The 16,071-nt window shown below is 71.1% G+C and carries 15 protein-coding genes; 9 read left to right on the forward strand and 6 right to left on the reverse strand.

Annotation, left to right across the window (positions count from 1 at the left end):
• Positions 1–101: 101 nt before the first annotated feature.
• Positions 102–1,196, reverse strand: a complete 1,095-nt coding sequence (locus tag CCR97_RS26110) for an ABC transporter ATP-binding protein (protein WP_111360666.1) — start codon at positions 1,194–1,196, stop codon at positions 102–104.
• A gap of 348 nt (positions 1,197–1,544) precedes the next feature.
• Between CCR97_RS26110 and CCR97_RS26115 the strand changes: the two genes are divergently transcribed.
• The 3 genes from CCR97_RS26115 to bla all read left to right on the forward strand — a co-directional run bounded on the left by CCR97_RS26115 (position 1,545) and on the right by bla (position 3,951).
• On the forward strand, positions 1,545–2,246 hold the full coding sequence (locus tag CCR97_RS26115) for an SDR family NAD(P)-dependent oxidoreductase (RefSeq protein WP_111360402.1): 702 nt from the start codon (positions 1,545–1,547) through the stop codon (positions 2,244–2,246).
• 4 nt (positions 2,247–2,250) lie between these two features.
• Positions 2,251–3,006 carry an aspartate/glutamate racemase family protein gene (locus tag CCR97_RS26120; protein ID WP_111360401.1) on the forward strand — a complete coding sequence of 252 codons (756 nt, stop codon included), beginning with the start codon at positions 2,251–2,253 and terminating at the stop codon, positions 3,004–3,006.
• A 66-nt stretch (positions 3,007–3,072) separates the two neighbouring features.
• Entirely contained in the window at positions 3,073–3,951 is an 879-nt protein-coding gene (gene bla / locus CCR97_RS26125) for a class A beta-lactamase (RefSeq protein ID WP_111360400.1), read from the forward strand.
• Between the two features lie 190 nt (positions 3,952–4,141).
• Here the strand turns inward: bla and CCR97_RS26130 are convergent, their stop codons facing one another.
• Complete coding sequence (locus tag CCR97_RS26130; protein ID WP_111359685.1) at positions 4,142–5,653, reverse strand: malonate--CoA ligase; 1,512 nt, start codon at positions 5,651–5,653, stop codon at positions 4,142–4,144.
• A 208-nt stretch (positions 5,654–5,861) separates the two neighbouring features.
• On the opposite strand from CCR97_RS26130, the gene CCR97_RS26135 reads away from it, so the two are divergent.
• The 4 genes from CCR97_RS26135 (at position 5,862) to CCR97_RS26150 (ending at position 8,805) form a co-directional block, all read left to right on the forward strand.
• Positions 5,862–6,104, forward strand: coding sequence for a FitA-like ribbon-helix-helix domain-containing protein (locus CCR97_RS26135; RefSeq protein WP_111359686.1), 243 nt, complete (start codon positions 5,862–5,864; stop codon positions 6,102–6,104).
• A 14-nt stretch (positions 6,105–6,118) separates the two neighbouring features.
• Positions 6,119–6,553 (forward strand): type II toxin-antitoxin system VapC family toxin, encoded by a 435-nt coding sequence (locus CCR97_RS26140; protein ID WP_111359687.1) that lies wholly within the window; start codon positions 6,119–6,121, stop codon positions 6,551–6,553.
• Between the two features lie 123 nt (positions 6,554–6,676).
• On the forward strand, positions 6,677–7,195 hold the full coding sequence (locus CCR97_RS26145) for a hypothetical protein (protein WP_111359688.1): 519 nt from the start codon (positions 6,677–6,679) through the stop codon (positions 7,193–7,195).
• Between the two features lie 191 nt (positions 7,196–7,386).
• Entirely contained in the window at positions 7,387–8,805 is a 1,419-nt protein-coding gene (locus tag CCR97_RS26150) for a glycoside hydrolase family 30 protein (RefSeq protein WP_111359689.1), read from the forward strand.
• A 149-nt stretch (positions 8,806–8,954) separates the two neighbouring features.
• Here the strand turns inward: CCR97_RS26150 and CCR97_RS26155 are convergent, their stop codons facing one another.
• From CCR97_RS26155 to dctP, 4 genes are all read right to left on the reverse strand, one after another.
• Entirely contained in the window at positions 8,955–10,511 is a 1,557-nt protein-coding gene (locus CCR97_RS26155) for a malonyl-CoA decarboxylase (RefSeq protein WP_111359440.1), read from the reverse strand.
• A gap of 281 nt (positions 10,512–10,792) precedes the next feature.
• Positions 10,793–12,118 (reverse strand): TRAP transporter large permease, encoded by a 1,326-nt coding sequence (locus CCR97_RS26160; RefSeq protein ID WP_111359439.1) that lies wholly within the window; start codon positions 12,116–12,118, stop codon positions 10,793–10,795.
• Positions 12,115–12,639 (reverse strand): TRAP transporter small permease, encoded by a 525-nt coding sequence (locus tag CCR97_RS26165; protein ID WP_111359438.1) that lies wholly within the window; start codon positions 12,637–12,639, stop codon positions 12,115–12,117. Before CCR97_RS26165 ends, CCR97_RS26160 begins: the two co-directional genes overlap by 4 nt.
• An 84-nt stretch (positions 12,640–12,723) precedes the next feature.
• Positions 12,724–13,731, reverse strand: a complete 1,008-nt coding sequence (gene dctP / locus CCR97_RS26170) for a TRAP transporter substrate-binding protein DctP (RefSeq protein ID WP_111359437.1) — start codon at positions 13,729–13,731, stop codon at positions 12,724–12,726.
• Positions 13,732–13,892: 161 nt separating this feature from the next.
• Here dctP and CCR97_RS26175 point away from each other — a divergent pair, with 161 nt between their 5' ends.
• Both CCR97_RS26175 and CCR97_RS26180 read left to right on the forward strand, forming a co-directional pair.
• Positions 13,893–14,588, forward strand: coding sequence for a substrate-binding domain-containing protein (locus CCR97_RS26175; RefSeq protein WP_111359436.1), 696 nt, complete (start codon positions 13,893–13,895; stop codon positions 14,586–14,588).
• A 230-nt stretch (positions 14,589–14,818) separates the two neighbouring features.
• Positions 14,819–16,030 carry an MFS transporter gene (locus CCR97_RS26180; RefSeq protein WP_111360670.1) on the forward strand — a complete coding sequence of 404 codons (1,212 nt, stop codon included), beginning with the start codon at positions 14,819–14,821 and terminating at the stop codon, positions 16,028–16,030.
• Positions 16,031–16,071: the final 41 nt, after the last annotated feature.

The following is a 16,071-nucleotide window of genomic DNA, read 5'->3' on the forward strand; positions in this document are numbered from 1 at the left end:
CCGACCCTCCCCGCCACGAGCTTCGCTCGCGGGGGGAGGGGAGCCCCGGGCGCGCGAGCCCGCGATGAACTGCCGGCGGTCCGTGCTGATCACGTTGTTCCTCACTCCGTCAGCACCACGGCGGCGTCGGGGGCGAACGACAGGTGGACCGTGTCGTCCCAGTCGATGTCGGGCTTCGTGTGGCGGCGGGCGTTGGTGACCGACGCCTTCAGCAGCGTGCCGTCGTCGAGCCGCACCTTGTAGAGCGACATGTCGCCCAGATAGCCGATGTCGGCCACCTTGCCCGTGACGGTGTTGTCCGGCGCCGGCTCCGCCGTCGCCGAGGCGGCCGCCATGGTGGCGACGACGAGCTTCTCGGGCCGCACCGCGAGCGTCGCCCGGTCGCCGATGCCGGCCGTCGTCGGGCCGGCGGCGCGGAACCGGCGGCCGCCCGGATCGGTGATCGTGACCCCGCCGGCGTCGGCCGCCGTCACGGTGCCGTCCAGAAAATTGACGTCGCCGATGAAGCCGGCGACCCAGCGCGAGCGCGGCTGCTCGTAGATCTCGGACGGCGTGCCGACCTGGGCGAGACGGCCGTGGTTCATCACGCCGATGCGGTCCGCCATCGTCATCGCCTCCTCCTGGTCGTGGGTGACGACGACGAACGTGGTGGCGAGCCGCTCCTGCAGGGCCATCAGCTCGAACTGGGTTTCCTCGCGCAGCTTCTTGTCGAGCGCCGCCAGCGGCTCGTCGAGGAGCAGCACCTTGGGGTGCTTGGCGAGCGCGCGGGCGAGCGCGACGCGCTGGCACTGGCCGCCGGAAAGCTGGTGCGGTTTTCGCCCGCCGAGACCTTCGAGGCGGACGAGGCGCAGCATCTCGGCGACCCGGGCCGCGATCTCTGGCTTCGGCAGGCGATCCTGCTTCAGCCCGAAGGCGATGTTTCCGGCGACCGAGAGGTGCGGGAACAGCGCGTAGCTCTGGAACATCATGTTGACGGGCCGCCGCCACGGCGGCACCGCGGCGATGTCCTCGCCGGCGAGCAGGATGCGGCCGGTGTCCGGCCGCTCGAAGCCGGCCAGCATGCGCAGCAGCGTGGTCTTGCCGCAGCCGGAGGGGCCGAGCAGGGCGAAGAACTCGCCCTCGCGGATGTCGAGGTCGAGACGATCGACCGCGGTCGTGTCGCCGAAGCGGCGCGTCACATCGTCGAACCGCACCATCGCCCGGTCGTTGCGCACGGCGAGGCTCGGACGGCGCTCGCCGGGAAGGCGCGCGCCCGGGGAAGGGGAGGCGGTGTCGGGCGGCTGCTCGGTCGGGGCCACGGCTCGGGGCATCGGGGGGTCCGCTGCGAGGGGGTCCTGCTCGGCTGTCTTGATGGGCAGCGGCGGCGCCGCGATCAACCGTAATTTTCGGTCGCGCCGTGCCGGCCCCGCGACCGGGGCGGGGCACCCGCGCGCCGGCGCCGGTGGGCCGCGCCCGACGCCGGCGCTATCGTCTTGTCCGGGCAGTGATTCGCCGGCGGCTCGCCGGCGCGGTCGGGGCGGCGACAGGCGGGACGAGAGGGCGGAATGGACTTCAGCGGGCGGCACGTGGTGGTGACGGGCGGCACCGGGGCGCTCGGCGTCGGCGTGGTGACGGCCCTGGTCGAGGCGGGGGCGGTCTGCCACGTCCCCTACACGCGCGAGAGCGCCGCCGAGGCGTTTCCGCTGCGCGACCACGAGCGGGTCATCCTCTATGGCGAGCTCAATCTCGGCGACAGCGAGGATGTCGAGGATCTCTACGAGCGCCTGCCGCCGCTGTGGGCGTCGATCCACCTCGCCGGCGGCTTCGCCTATGGGCCGCTGCGCGATCTCGACGAGGACGTGCTGCACCACCAGGTCGGCGTCAACCTGATCACCTGCGCGCTGTGCTGCCAGGCGGCGCTGCGCGCCTTTTCCCGCGGCCGGAACGGCGGCCGGATCGTCAATGTCGCGGCGCGCCCCGCGCTGGAATGGCGCACCGGCGCCGGCATGGCGATCTACGCGGCCGCCAAGGCCGCCGTCGCGGCCCTCACCGTGGCGCTCGCCGAGGAGGTGGCCAAGGAGGGCGTGCTGGTCAACGCCGTCGCCCCCTCCATCATGGACACGCCGGCGAACCGCCAGGACATGCCCAAGGCCGATCTCTCCGCCTGGCCCAAGGTCGAGGAGGTGGCGGCGACCATCCTGTTCCTCGCCTCCCCCGAGAACCGCGTCACCCGCGGCGCCGTCGTCCCGGTCTACGGCAAGGCGTGATCCGGTGCGCCGCATCCTGGTGATCAACCCGAACACCTCGGCGCGGATCACGACGATCCTCTCGGCGGAGGCGCGGCGCATCGCCGGCGACGCGGCCGACGTCGAGGGCGTCACGGCGCCGTTCGGTGCGGCGTCGATCGAGAGTAGGGCCGAGCTCGCCATCGCCGCCCATGCCGTGCTGGAGGCGATCGCCGCGGCGCCGCTCTGCGATGCCGCGATCGTCGCGGCGTTCGGCGATCCGGGGCTCGACGCCGCGGCCGAGATCGCCCCCATGCCGGTGATCGGCCTCGCGCGCGCCGGGCTGCAGGCTTCGGCGGCCGACGGACGCCGCTTCGCCGTCGTGACGCTGGGCCGGCATCTTCGCCCGGAGCTGGAGCGCGCCGCGGTCGCGGCCGGTGTCGCCGACCGGCTGACCTCGATCCGCTTCCTCGACGGCGGGGTGCTGGATCTCGCCCACGATCGCGAGCGGTTCCTCGATGCCATGGTCGCGGCCGCTGCGGCCTGCGTCGCCGAGGAGGGGGCCGAAGCGGTGCTGTTCGGCGGCGCGCCCTTCGCCGGCGTCGGGCGCGACCTCGCCGGCCGTGTCGCGGTGCCGGTGCTCGACGGCTTGACCTGCGCCGTGGAGGCCGCGCTGGCGCTGCCCCGGGCCGCCCCGCCGGTGTCGCCGCCACCGTCGGCCGTCATGAAACCCGGCATCGGCCTGTCGCCGTCGCTCGCCGGCCTGATCCACGCGCTGCTGGCGCGACGCAGCCGCGGCTGACCCGCCGCGTCGCCGCGGTTCCGGCCAAGTTTCGCGCGATCCCGTCCGGGCACGGGAGCTTTGCGCATGATGGATCGACGTCGTTTCGCCGCAGCGGCCGGAGCCGCGGCGCTGGTTGCAGTGGCCGGGCCGTCCGGCCTCGCCGCCGCGCCGGGTCTCGCGGATCTCGCCGACGACTTCGCCCGCATCGAGCGCGACAGCGGCGGCCGGCTCGGCGTCGCCGTGATCGATGCCGCCACGGGTGCGCGGACCGGCCATCGCGCCGACGAGCGTTTCGCGATGTGCAGCACGTTCAAGCTGCTGCTCGCCGCCGCCGTGCTGGCGCGCGTCGATGCCGGCCGCGAGACGCTCGACCGCCGCATCCCGATCGATCCCGCGGCGCTGCTCGACTGGGCGCCGCTCACCAGGCCGAACGCGGGTGGCACCATGACGGTCGCGGCGCTCGCCGAGGCCGCCATGGTGATGAGCGACAACACCGCGGCCAATCTGCTTCTGGACACGCTCGGCGGACCGCTCGGTCTCACCGCCTGGCTGCGCCTCCTCGGCGATCCGGTGACCCGGCTCGATCGCACCGAGCCCACCCTCAACGAGGCGCTGCCGGGCGATCCGCGCGACACCACGACGCCGGCCGCGATGGCGGCCGACATCGAGAGGTTGGTGCTGGGGGACGCCCTCTCGCCGGCCTCACGGGATACGCTGACCGGCTGGCTGGTCGGCAACCGCACCGGCGCCGCGCGGCTGCGCGCCGGGCTGCCCAAGGATTTCAGGGTCGGCGACAAGACCGGCACGGGCGAGCGCGGCGCGACCAACGATGTCGGCCTGTTCTGGCCGCCGGAGCGGAGGCCCGTGATCGTCGCGGTGTATCTCACCGAGACCACGGCACCCGCCGCCGCGCGCGATGCGACCATCGCAGCCGTGGCGAAGGCGGTGGCGGGAGCGCTCTGACTTCACCTCTCCCCGCCTGCGGGGAGAGGTCGGCCTTCGCGCCGTTGGCGCGAAGGCCGGGTGAGGGGGCGTCTCCCGGACGCCGAGCGTTCATGATTCGCGGAGACGCCCCCTCATCCGACTCGCCGCTGCACGGCGAGCCACCTTCTCCCCGCGCGCGGGGAGAAGGACAGGGCGGCGGGCGAGTGTATCACCCGTACAGCGCCTTGTTCTGGTCGCGCAGCACGTTCTTCTGCAGCTTGCCCATGGTGTTGCGCGGCAGCTCGTCGACGAACAGCACGCGCTTGGGCAGCTTGAATTTCGCCAGCCGGCCCTCCAGCGCCGTGATCACGTCGCGCTCGGACAGCGCCGCGCCCGGCGCCTTCACCACCACGGCCGTGACGCCCTCGCCGAAGTCCGGATGCGGGCAGCCGATGACGGCGGACTCGACGACGCCGGGCAGCAGGTCGATCTCGCTCTCGACCTCCTTGGGATAGACGTTGAAGCCGCCCGAGATGATCAGATCCTTGGCGCGGCCGACGATGTGGACGTACCCGCGCGCATCGATCATGCCGACGTCGCCGGTGATGAAGAAGCCGTCGGGGCGGAACTCCTCGCGGGTCTTCTCCGGCATCCGCCAGTAGCCGGCGAACACGTTCGGCCCCTTCACCTCGAGCACGCCGACCTCGCCGGCCGGCAGCACCTCGCCGGTGCCGGGGGTCGCGACCCGCACCTCGATGTCGGGCAGCGGAAAGCCGACCGTGCCGGCGATGCGCTCGCCGTCATAGGGGTTCGAGGTGTTCATGCCGGTCTCGGTCATCCCGTAGCGCTCCAGGATGGCGTGGCCGGTCTTCGCCTTGAACGTCTCGTGCGTCTCGGCGAGCAGCGGCGCCGAGCCCGACGTGAAGAGGCGCATATGCGCGGTCGCCTCGCGGGTGAGCCCCGGATGCTGGACGAGCCGCACGTAGTGGGTCGGCACGCCCATCAGCGTGGTGACGCGCGGCAGCGCCGCGATCACCTGGTCGGCGTCGAATTTTTGCAGCCACAGCATGCTGCCGCCCGACAGCATCACGGTCATGGCGGCCGTGAACAGGCCGTGGGTGTGATAGATCGGCAGCGCGTGCAGCAGCACGGCGGCCTCGGAGAAGCGCCAGTAGCCGACCAGCGTGTCGGCGTTGGAGCCGAGATTGGCGTTGGTCAGCATGGCGCCCTTGGAGCGCCCCGTGGTGCCCGACGTGTAGAGGATGCAGGCGAGATCGTGTCCGGCGCGGCCGACGTCCTCGAACGCCTCCGGCGCGGCGGCGGCGAGGTCGGCGAGCGAGCCGCGGCTGTCGGCGTCGAGCGTGTGGAGTGCGGCGCCGCGCAGGTCGGCGATCGGCTCGAGCCCGTCGCGCTTGGCCGGATCGCAGACGAGGAGGCGCGGCTCGGCGTCGTTGACGAAGTACTCCACCTCGTGGGTCGTGTAGGCGGTGTTGAGCGGCAGGTAGACGGCGCCGGCCCGCATCACCGCGAGGAACAGCATCAGGTTCTCGGGGCTCTTCTCCACCTGCACGGCGACCCGGTCGCCCGGCTTCACGCCGAGCCCGACCAGCGCATTGGCGAGCCGGCCGGTGCGCGCCAGCATGTCGCCATAGGTGATCCGCGAGCCTTCTAGCGTCTCGATCAGGGTCTTGCCCTGCGACGGGATGCGGCTGCGGAGGAGGGCGAACAGGCTTCCGGGCATGGGCGTTTCCAAACTCGATGTCAGGGTTCTTGGTGGCGTGGCCGTGCGACGAGACAATGGGCGATGAAAAACGGTCGGCCTCTCCGGCGATCGGTCCCGAGGCGCGAAGACCCTATTTTCGCCGGCGCACGGGGGTCAAGGGCGGGATGTCGGCGCGTTTCCATCCGGACGGCAGTGTGATATCGTTGATATCAAAGTGGAGGGTGCAATGCCCGACCTGTTGATCCGGGACCTCGATCCCGGCCTGAGGCGCCAACTCGAGGAGCGGGCGAAGGCGCATGGCCGGAGCCTCTCCGACGAGGCGAAGAGTCTGATCCGCCGCAGCCTCGCCGAGCCGACCGAGGCCGGCTTGGGGACCCGGCTGTTCTCACTGCTGCCCGACACGGCGCGCAGCGACGATCTCGAGTTCGACGTGCGCGGCGGAGGCGTCGAGCCGCCGGATTTCTCGTAGACCGGCTCGGCCGCATGATCATTCTCGATACCAACGTCGTCTCCGAGGGATTTCGCCCGCGGCCGAGCGAGGCCGTCCGGCGTTGGCTCGACGAGCAACGATCCGCCGATCTCTGGCTGTGCGCGCCGGTCCTCGCCGAGCTGCGCTTCGGCGTCGAACTCCTGCCGCCCGGGCAGCGGCGCGCCGATCTCGACCGCGCGATCACGACGGCCGAGCGGGATCTGTTCGGCGGGCGCGTGTTGTCCTTCGACCGCGACTGCGCCCATCAGTTCGGGCGGATCGTCGCGGCGCGACGTGCCCTCGGTCGGCCCATCGCCGCGATGGATGCGGCGATCGCCGCCATCGCGCTCACCCACCGCATGGCCGTCGCGACGCGTGACGTCGCGGACTTTTGCGATCTCGGGTTGGAGCTGATCGATCCGTTCGAGACTCATGCGAGCGCGTCCTGACGGCCCCGTTCGGCGCTTCGCGCGCGCCGACGTCACGCCCGCAACCGCACCCTACGAAAGCCGGCCGTGCCGATCCCTTGCTTTTGCGGATAAGCTGGTTTCGGGGTTTTCGAGAGGCGGCCCATGGCGCGCGGCGGGGGACATCGGCGTCACGACGGCGACGGCCGGTCCGGCGATTTCGACGACGACGGGCCGGCGATCCGGGACATCCTCGCCGGCGCCCTGCAGGCGCGCTCCGAGCCTATACAGGCCGAGGCGGCCGTGCTGGCCGCGCTCGCGCTCGCGCCCGACAGCGTCGAAGCCACGCTCGCCGCGTATCGGTTCTATTTCTACAATCATCGCCTCGCCGAGGCGCGGCCCTACGCGGCCGCGCTCGTGGTCGCCATGGCGCGGCGCCTGAACGTGGCGACAGACTGGCGCCTGGTCGGACCGGACGACGCGAGCTTCACGGCGCTCGACGAGGCGCCGAGCCTCTATCTGCAGGCGCTGCTCGCCTGGGGCTATGCGAGCGTTCGGATCGGCGCCACCGAGGACGGCGTCGCGGCGCTGGAGAAGGTCGTCGCGCTCGATCCGGCCGACCGCTTCGGCGCCCGCCGGGTGCTGGCGGTCGTCCACGCGCAGGCACACGACGACGAGGCGTGACTCCCGGCCAGCGGCCCGGGTCGCCGACCCGCCACGCGGGGCGAGTTCGTCCTCCATAGAAGCACGAACTCCCTGTAAACCCGAACCGGAGTATCATGCCGCCGGCCGGTCCCGCCGGCCCGACCGGCCTCTCGCCGGTCCCCCGAGAGTCCGAGGCGGCGCGTCGCGGGCCACGCCGCAGGCGCATGACGATGGCCACCGTCGCAGAGAGCCCCGTCGTAACGAGCCCCGTCGCAGCGACCCCGACGGACGCGACCCGTCTCGCCGTGGAGGCGTGGACCACGTATCCCAACCAGACGAGGCTGCTGTCTCGGAAAACCCTTCGCGAGGCCGGCGAGCGACCCGATGCGGGCCTCGTGATCGCGGTGCGCCCCGCCACCCGTCATCAGACCATGGACGGCTTCGGCTTCGCGCTCACGGGCGGCAGCGCCGAGCTGATCGCCGGGCTGCCGGCGGCGCGGCGCAGCGCGCTGCTGAACGAGCTGTTCTCGGTCGACGGAGGCGGCGCCGGCATCGGCCTGCTGCGCCTGAGCATCGGCCCCTCCGATCTGAGCCGGGCCGTGTTCGCCTACGACGACGCCCCGCCGGGCGCGGCAGGTCCGTCGCCCGCGCAGTTCGATCTCGACGCCGGCGACGTGCATGTCGTCCCGGTGTTGAAAGAGATTCTCGCCGTCAGGCCGGATCTGAAGCTCCTCGCGACGCCGTGGTCGGCACCGCCGTGGATGAAGACCAACGAGAGCTTCGTGGCCGGGGCGCTGAAGCCCGACTGCTACGGCGCCTATGCGGCCTATCTGGTCGCGTACCTCGCGGCGATGCGGGCGCGCGGCATCACCATCCACGCGATGACGCCGCAGAACGAGCCGCTGAACGTCAAGAACGAGCCCAGCATGACAATGACGGCGGCCGAGCAGGCGGCCTTCGTCGGCGGCCATCTCGGGCCGGCCCTGCGGGCGGCCGGCTTCGGCGACGTGGCGCTGTTCTGCTATGACCACAACTGCGACCTGCCGGCCTATCCGCTCGCCGTGCTGGCCGACCCGCAGGCGCGGCGGTTCCTGAGCGGCGTCGCCTGGCATCTCTACGCCGGAACGCCAGAGGCGCTGGCGGAGGTCGCGGCCGTGCATCCCGACATGGCGATGTGGATCACCGAGCAGTGGGTCGGCACCGACGGAACCTTCGGCCCGGACCTCGCCTGGCATGTCCGCAACGTGCTGATCGGCGCCATCCGCAACGGCGCCCGCGCCGTGCTCGAATGGAATCTCGCTGGCGATTCCGCCCATGGTCCGCACACGCCGCGCGGCTGTGGCGCGTGCGTCGGCGCGCTGACCATCGATGGGCCGGCCGTCGCCGCCCGCAACGTCTCGTATTACGTGATCGCGCACCTGGCGCGCTTCGTCCCGCCCGGATCGGTGCGGATCTCGTCCACCGCGCTCGACATGTTGCCGAACGTCGCCTTCGCGACGCCGGACGGCCGGATCGTGCTGCTTGTCCTCAATGACGGCGGCGCGCCCACGCGCTTCACCCTGACGTGCGACGGCCGCACCGTCACGGATACGCTCCCCCCCGGCGCCGTCGCCAGCTACGTGTGCCCGGCCGTGCCGCAGGCCGCGTAGCGGTGTAGCGTTGTAGGGTGGGCAAAGCCGCGCCGCAGGCACGGCGTGCCCACGCCGTCTCACGCCGGCGGTCGTCTCACGCCGGCGTCGGTCGGCGTGGGCACGGCGCGTTCCGTGCCTTTGCCCACCCTACGATGCCGAGATCCTGATCAGGTTGTCGAGGGCTCCACCGTCTTCTCCGGCTGCGGCTTTGCGGTCGTCGACGCTGTCGCGGCCGCGCCGTCACTCGTGGTCGCGGTCTCCGCAACCGGCGCGCCGTCGTTCGCCGGCTTCGGCAGCGCCTTGGGATCGGCCGCCTTGGCGTCGGCCTTCTTGTCCGCCTTGGCGGCGTCGGCCTTCTTGTCGCCGCCGATCAGCTTGGTCGGGACGAGGGCGCGCGGCGCCTTGGCGAGCTTCTTCACGGCGTTCGCCGCGATCACGGTGCGGCTCTCGGCATAGGCCTCGTGGTTCTGCTCGATGTCGCCGAGATCGTAGAGATAGTTGACCATCAGGCCGTAGGACTGGGCGCGGCCGCGGGCCGAGAGATCGGCCGGCCAGTCGAGCCGCTCCAGCCGCGCGCCGTTGCCGAGATGGAAGCGGGCGACCGAGTCGACCGGGCGGCCCCGCCGGTCGCGGCCGTTCATGTAGTAGTTGGCGGCGGCCCGCATCATCGGGTCGCGCAGCTCCTCCAGCGTCGCCTTGTTCTCCCACCAGCCGTCCTCGTCGAGGCGGGCGAGCGTGACGCGGTCGGACTCGCTCAGCATCGAGGCCTCGGCGACGCGCTCGCGCTTCAGCCACGAGGCGAAGTTCGGCGCCGGCGACAGCGTCACGAAGGTGGTCAACCGCGGGAAGTCGCGCGAGATGTCGGCGACCACCTGCTTGATCAGGAAGCTGCCGAAGGACACGCTGGCGAGGCCGCGCTGGCAGTTGGAGATCGAGTAGAACACCGCCGTGGTCGCCCGCTCCGGATCGATCGGCTCGCGCTCGGTGGCGAGGATCGGGCCGATCGCGCCGGGGATCTCGCGGGTCAGCGCCACCTCGACGAAGATCAGCGGATCGTCGACCAGGGCCGGATGGAAGAAGGCGTAGCAGCGCCGGTCGGGCGGATCGATGCGGGCGCGCAGGTCGTTCCAGTCGCGGATCTCGTGCACGGCCTCGTAGCGGATGATCCGCTCCAGCACCACGGCGGGCGTCGACCAGTCGATCCTGCGGAGCACCAGGAACCCGCGGTTGAACCACGAGGCGAACAGGTGACGGAAGTCGGCGTCGATCGGCTCGAGGTCCGGCCGGCGCGTCATCGCGGCGAGCAGATGCTCGCGCATGCGCACCAGCGCGGCGGTGCCGTGCGGGGCGAGGTTGAGGCGGCGGAACAGCTCCTGCCGGCGCGGCTCGGCGGCGATATGGAGAACATGCGCGGCGACGTCGCTCGGGTCGACCCGGAACGCCTCCATGGCCTTGTCGAGCCGCTTGCGGTCCGGGCCGAAGCGGGTCGCCAACGCCTCGAAGAAGGCGATCCGCGGCCCGGTCTTCAGCTCCTCGTAGCGCTGCAGGATTTCTCGCGCCAGCGCCGTGCCGGACGCCTCGCCGCGGCCGGTGAGCAGGGATTCGCAAAGGTCCGCGAGGCTCTCGGAGTGGACCTGGCCGGGCGGCTCGCGCCGACGGTCGAGCAGCCCGCGGCCGCGTTCGCTGATCGTCTGCAACAGCTCGCCAAAGAACGACGTGTTCATCTGCCTCGTCCTGTGGTGCCGCGTCCATGACGAACGCGACGGCCCCGGACGACCGGAGGTGGACGACCGGGGGTGGGTGTCCGATCCGAAGCATAGCAAGAACCGTCGCCGAGATCACCCCGCGGCGCGGCACGATACTGTCGCGCGCGCGGACGGAACCGTCACGGAGAGGACATCATCCGAGCGACGGCCATGGTCCGGAACCGCGCTTCGGACCTGCGCCGTGTGTCCCGGGTCGCGGCGCGATGCGCCGCGCCCGGGACACGAGGCTTCGTGTTCTCTCACCGGCCCCCGGTCGCCGGGCCCATCAGGGTGTCGGGCAGCCAGGTGGCGATCTCGGGGAAGACGCAGAGGATCAGGATCGCGAGCATCATGGCGCCGACATAGGGGATCGAGCCGAGCAGCACGGTGCGGGTCGGCACGTCGGGCGCGATGGCGTTGACGACGAACAGGTTGAGCCCGACCGGCGGGGTGATCAGGCCGATCTCCAGGTTGATGGTGACGATCACGCCGAACCACACCGGATCGAACCCGGCATTGGTGATGATCGGCAGCAGGATCGGGCTCGTCATCAGGATGATGCCGGCGGGCGGGATGAAGCAGCCGGCGACCAGCAGGAACAGGTTGATCAGCCCCATCAGCACCCAGCGGTTGACGTTCGCGTCGGCGATCGCCTGGGCGAGCGTCTGGGTGATGTAGAGCGAGGAGAGCATGTAGCCGAACAGCACGGCGGTGCCGATGATCATCAGGATCATCACGGATTCGCGCGTCGTCTCGCGCAGGATCCGCCACCATTCCTTCGGGCTCCACATGCGATAGATCGTGACGGCGAGCACGACGCACAGCGCGGCGCCGACGCCGGCCGCCTCGGAGGGCGTCGCGATGCCGCCGTAGAGCACGACCATGACGCCGACCACGATGGCGAGGAACGGCGCCACCTTGGGGATGGACGAGAGCTTCTCGGCCCAGGTGTAGCGGAAGTCCGGCGCGTAGGCGCGGAAGCCCTTCCACCAGATGTAGAAGATGGTCCACGCCATGAACAGGCCGGTGAGCATCAGGCCCGGCATCACGCCGGCCAGGAACAGGCGGCCGATCGAGGTCTCGGTGGCGATGCCGTAGAGGATGAAGGTGATGGACGGCGGAATCAGGATGCCGAGCGTGCCGCCGGCGCAGATCGAGCCGGTCGCGATCTCGCCCGGATAGCCGCGCTTGCGCATCTCCGGGATGCCCATCTTGCCGATCGCCGCGCAGGTGGCGGGCGACGAGCCGGTGAGGGCGGCGAACAGCGCGCAGGCGCCGAGATTGGAAACGACGAGGCCGCCCGGCACCCGGTAGAGCCAGCGGTCGAGTGCGACATAGAGGTCGCGCCCTGCTGGCGAGGAGCCGATCGCCGCACCCATCATGATGAACATCGGGATCGACACGAGGGTGAAGTCGTGCAGGCCCGAATAGAGCGTCTCGGCGACCACGCCGAGCGAATCGGCGCCCTGGAACAGCACCAGGAACACGATCGACACGACACCGAGCGCGAAGGCGACCGGCGCGCCGGTGAGCAGCACCAGGATGGTGACGACGAGGACGAGGACGCCTTGGACCGCGGGGCTCATATGCCGCCCTCCAGCGGCGCCTCGAGCCCGAACGGCCGCACCCGCCCGGTGACCAGCTCGACGAGGTCGGCGACGTATTGCAGCGTCAGCATGCCGAGCCCGATCGGCATCGCCGCATAGGGGATCCACAGGCGCACCCGCCACATGGACTCCGACACCCAGCGGTTCTCCCACGCCTCCATCCAGAACATCGCGGTGAGCACCGTCGCGGTCGCCGCGAAGCCGAGCGACAGCACGGCCGCGACGATCGCGAGCCAGTACCGGCCGGTTTCGCCGAGCGCCAGCGGCAGCACGTCGACGGCGACGTGGCCGCGCGTCATCAGCACGTAGGGGGCGCCGACGAAGGTCGCGCCGACCAGGCTGAAGGTGACGAAGTCGGTCTGCCAGATGGTGTTCTGGTTGAGCACGAAGCGCACGAACACCATCTGGCACACCACCACCACGGCCGTGGCGGTGAGCGCGGCCGCGACGATGCCGCAGACGAGCGAGAGGCCGCGCACGGCCCTGATCGCGATATCCATGACAGTCCCCCGGGACGCGTGTCCCGTCCCCTTGGCGGGGTCGGCCGGCATCGCGGAGCGCGCCGGCCGACCGCCCGCGCCGCCTCACTTCACGGCGAGCGCCTGGTCGATCAGCGCCTTGCCGTCCGGCACCTCGCCGGCGAACTCCTTGTAGGAGCTCTCCTGCGCGACCTTGATCCACGCCTCGTACTCGGCCGGCGTGAGGGTGACGACCTCGACATTGTTCTTCTTGAAGGTCTCGATCATCTGCTCGTCGAGCTTCTTGCTCGCGTCGTTGAAGAACGCCTCGGCCTTCTTGCCGGCGGCGAGCAGCGCCTCCTGCTGCGGCTTGGTCAGCCGGTTGAAGCTCCTCTTCGACATCAGCACCGGCTCGTACATGAACCACAGGGCGTTCTCGCCCGGCGCCGTGATGCACTTCACCTGCTCGTAGAGGCGGAACGAGACGAAGCTGCCGGTCGAGGTGTCGGTCGCCTCGGCGACGCCGGTCTGCAGCGCGTTGTAGACCTCGTTGCTCGGGATCGAGACGATCGAGCCGCCGGCCTTCTGCCACATCGAGGCGAAGGTCGGCCCGGCCGAGCGCACCTTCACGCCCTGCATGTCCTCCGGCTTGCGGATGCAGCCCTTCTTGGAGGCGACCGCGCCGGCGAGCCAGGCGTCGGCCAGCACGATCACGCCGGCCTTGTCGATCTTGGCGCGGATCTCCTTCATGAAGGGCGAGTCGTTGAGCCGCTGCGCGCGCTCGTGGCTGCGCACCAGGCCGGGCATCAGCGTGGCGCCGAACGCCCGCACCTTGCCGCTCGCGTAGTCGAGCGGGAACGAGGTGATGTCGAGCTGCCCGTTGACGATCGCGTTCCACTGGTCGTTCGGCTTGAACAGCGAGGCGCCCGGGAAGACCTGGATCTCGAGCCCGACATTGGCGGCCTTGGCCTCGCGGGCGATGATCTGCACCATCTCGTCGCGGGCGTCGCCCTTGCCGCCGGGGAACTGGTGCGAGGCGCGCAGCGTCACCTGCGCCGATGCCGCATTCGACAGGGCCATGACCGGCGCGACGGCGAGAACGCCCGCCAGCGCGAGGCTGCGGTACCACTCCATTGCATTCCTCCCGGACCGTTATTTTTTGTCGTCGTGTTCGAAACGCGTATATGGAACGGCATGCCGGGACGCTTGTCAAAGCGGCCGGGCGGGACAGGTCGTGACCCCGACGCAGCGTCGGCGCGGGGCGGTATTTCGGAACGGGCAGCGGGGAGGGACACATGACCGAGCGGGGGACGGGAGTGCGGGTGCTCTCCACCCGGGCGACGCGCGGCGTGCTGGAGGCGCTGGTGCCGGGCTTCACACGATCCACCGGGATCGCGGCGGCGATCGACTACGGCGCCACCAACGAGCTGATGCCGCGCATCGCCGCCGGTGAAGCGGCCGACCTCGTGCTCCTGTCGCGCGCCGCCATGGACCGCCTCGTCGCCGACGGGGTCGTCGATCCGGTGAGCCGCACCGACATCGCCCGCTCGCTGGTCGGCGTGGCCGTGAAGGCGGGGGCGCCGCATCCGGACATCTCCACGGTCGACGCGCTGGTCGCGACCCTGCGCGCCGCCCGCGCCGTCGCCCTCTCGAAGACCGGGGCGAGCGGCCTGCACTTCGCCCGGGTGCTCGAGCGGCTGGGGATCGCCCAGGAGATGGCCGCCAAGACGATCGTGCGCGACGGCTTCACGGCCGAGCGCGCCGTCTCGGGCGAGGCCGATCTCGCCGTCCAGCAGATGAGCGAGCTCCTCGCCGTACAGGGCATCGAGCTGGTCGGGCCGCTGCCCGACGAGGTGCAGGAGGTGTCGTATTTCTCCGGCGGCATCCTGGCGCGCGCCGAGAACCCCGACGGCGCCCGCGCCCTGCTGGCTCATCTGGTCGCCCCGGAGGCGAAGGCCGCGCTCGAGGCGAGCGGGCTGTCGGCGTTGTGATGTGCCTCGTCGTCATTCCGGGGCGCGGACCGCAGGTCCGCGAGCCCGGAATCCATACGCCCGGTGACAGTGGCTTGAGCGCGACGGGGGATGTGGGTCCCGGGCTCGGCGCTGGCGCGCCGCCCCGGGACGACGGAGAAAGCCGGGATGCTTTGCCCGTGAGGCGAGATGGTTAGAACCTCGACCAGTCACGTCTTCGTCACTCTCATGACAACCCGAAAGAAGGGCCGATGAGGGCTCCACCATCCAGCACCGAAGCGCCCGGGCTCGGGCATCTGGTCACGGCCGTCGCGCTGTTGTGGCTCGCCGGCACCGGGCTCCGCATGACGATTCTCGCCGTGCCGCCCGTCATCCCGATGATCCGCGACGACCTCGCGCTGTCGGCGACCGAGGTCGGCATACTCACCGGCATCCCTTCGGTGCTGTTCGCGCTCGCCGCCATCCCGGGCTCGCTGCTGATCGCCCGCTTCGGCGCGCTGACGACGCTCCTGGTCGGGCTGCTCGCGACCGCCGCCGGCTCGGCGCTGCGCGGCGTCTCGCCCGACATCTGGCTCCTCTACGGTGCGACCGTGGTCACCGGCTTCGGCGTCGCCGTGATGCAGCCCTCGCTGCCGCCGCTGGTGCGCGCCTGGCTGCCCGATCGCATCGGCTTCGGCACCGCCGTCTACGCCAACGGCCTGCTGGTCGGCGAGGTTGCCGCGGTGGCGATCACGCTGCCCGTGATGGTGCCGCTGGCCGGCGGCTGGCGCGGCAGCTTCCTCGCCTGGGCGGTGCCCTGCGTCGCCATCGCGCTCCTGATCGCCGTCATGGCGCCACGCCGGCGGGCCGACGCCACGATGGTCGTGTCGAACCGCAAATGGTGGCCGGACTGGAAGAGCGGGCTCCTGTGGCGGATCGGCATCATGTTCGGCACCGTCAACGCCATGTACTTCACCACCAACGCCTTCATCCCGGAGGTCTTGACCCGCACCGGCCGCCCCGACCTGATCAGCCTCACGCTCACGGTGCTGAACGTCGGCCAGATCCCGGCGTCGCTGATCCTGCTCGCCGTCGCCGGCCGGCTGGTCCGCAAGGTGTGGCCCTACGTGGCGTGCGGGCTCGTGTCCTTCGTGGCGCTGCTCGGTCTGATGTTCGGCTCGCCCGCCGTGATCGTGATCTCGTCGATCGTCATCGGCTTCTGCGACGCGACCGTGCTGATCCTGATCTTCGCGCTGCCGCCGATCTTGGCGCGGCCCGACGACGTCCACCGCCTCGCCGCCGGCATGTTCACGATCAGCTACTCCTGCGCCGTGATCACGCCCATCCTCTCCGGCCTCGCCTGGGATCTGTCGGGGGAGCCGCTCGCCGCCTTCGTGCCGATCCTGATCGGCGCCCTCCTCCTCGCGGCGCTGGCGCCGAGCGTCACGGGCATCCGGCACCACAGCGAGGCGGAGGGGAGCTGAGAGTCCGACGATGACGCTGCCGCGATCCACCCGACCCGGAG

The sequence above is a fragment of the Rhodoplanes elegans genome (assembly GCF_016653355.1).
Classification (GTDB): Bacteria; Pseudomonadota; Alphaproteobacteria; order Rhizobiales; family Xanthobacteraceae; genus Rhodoplanes; species Rhodoplanes elegans.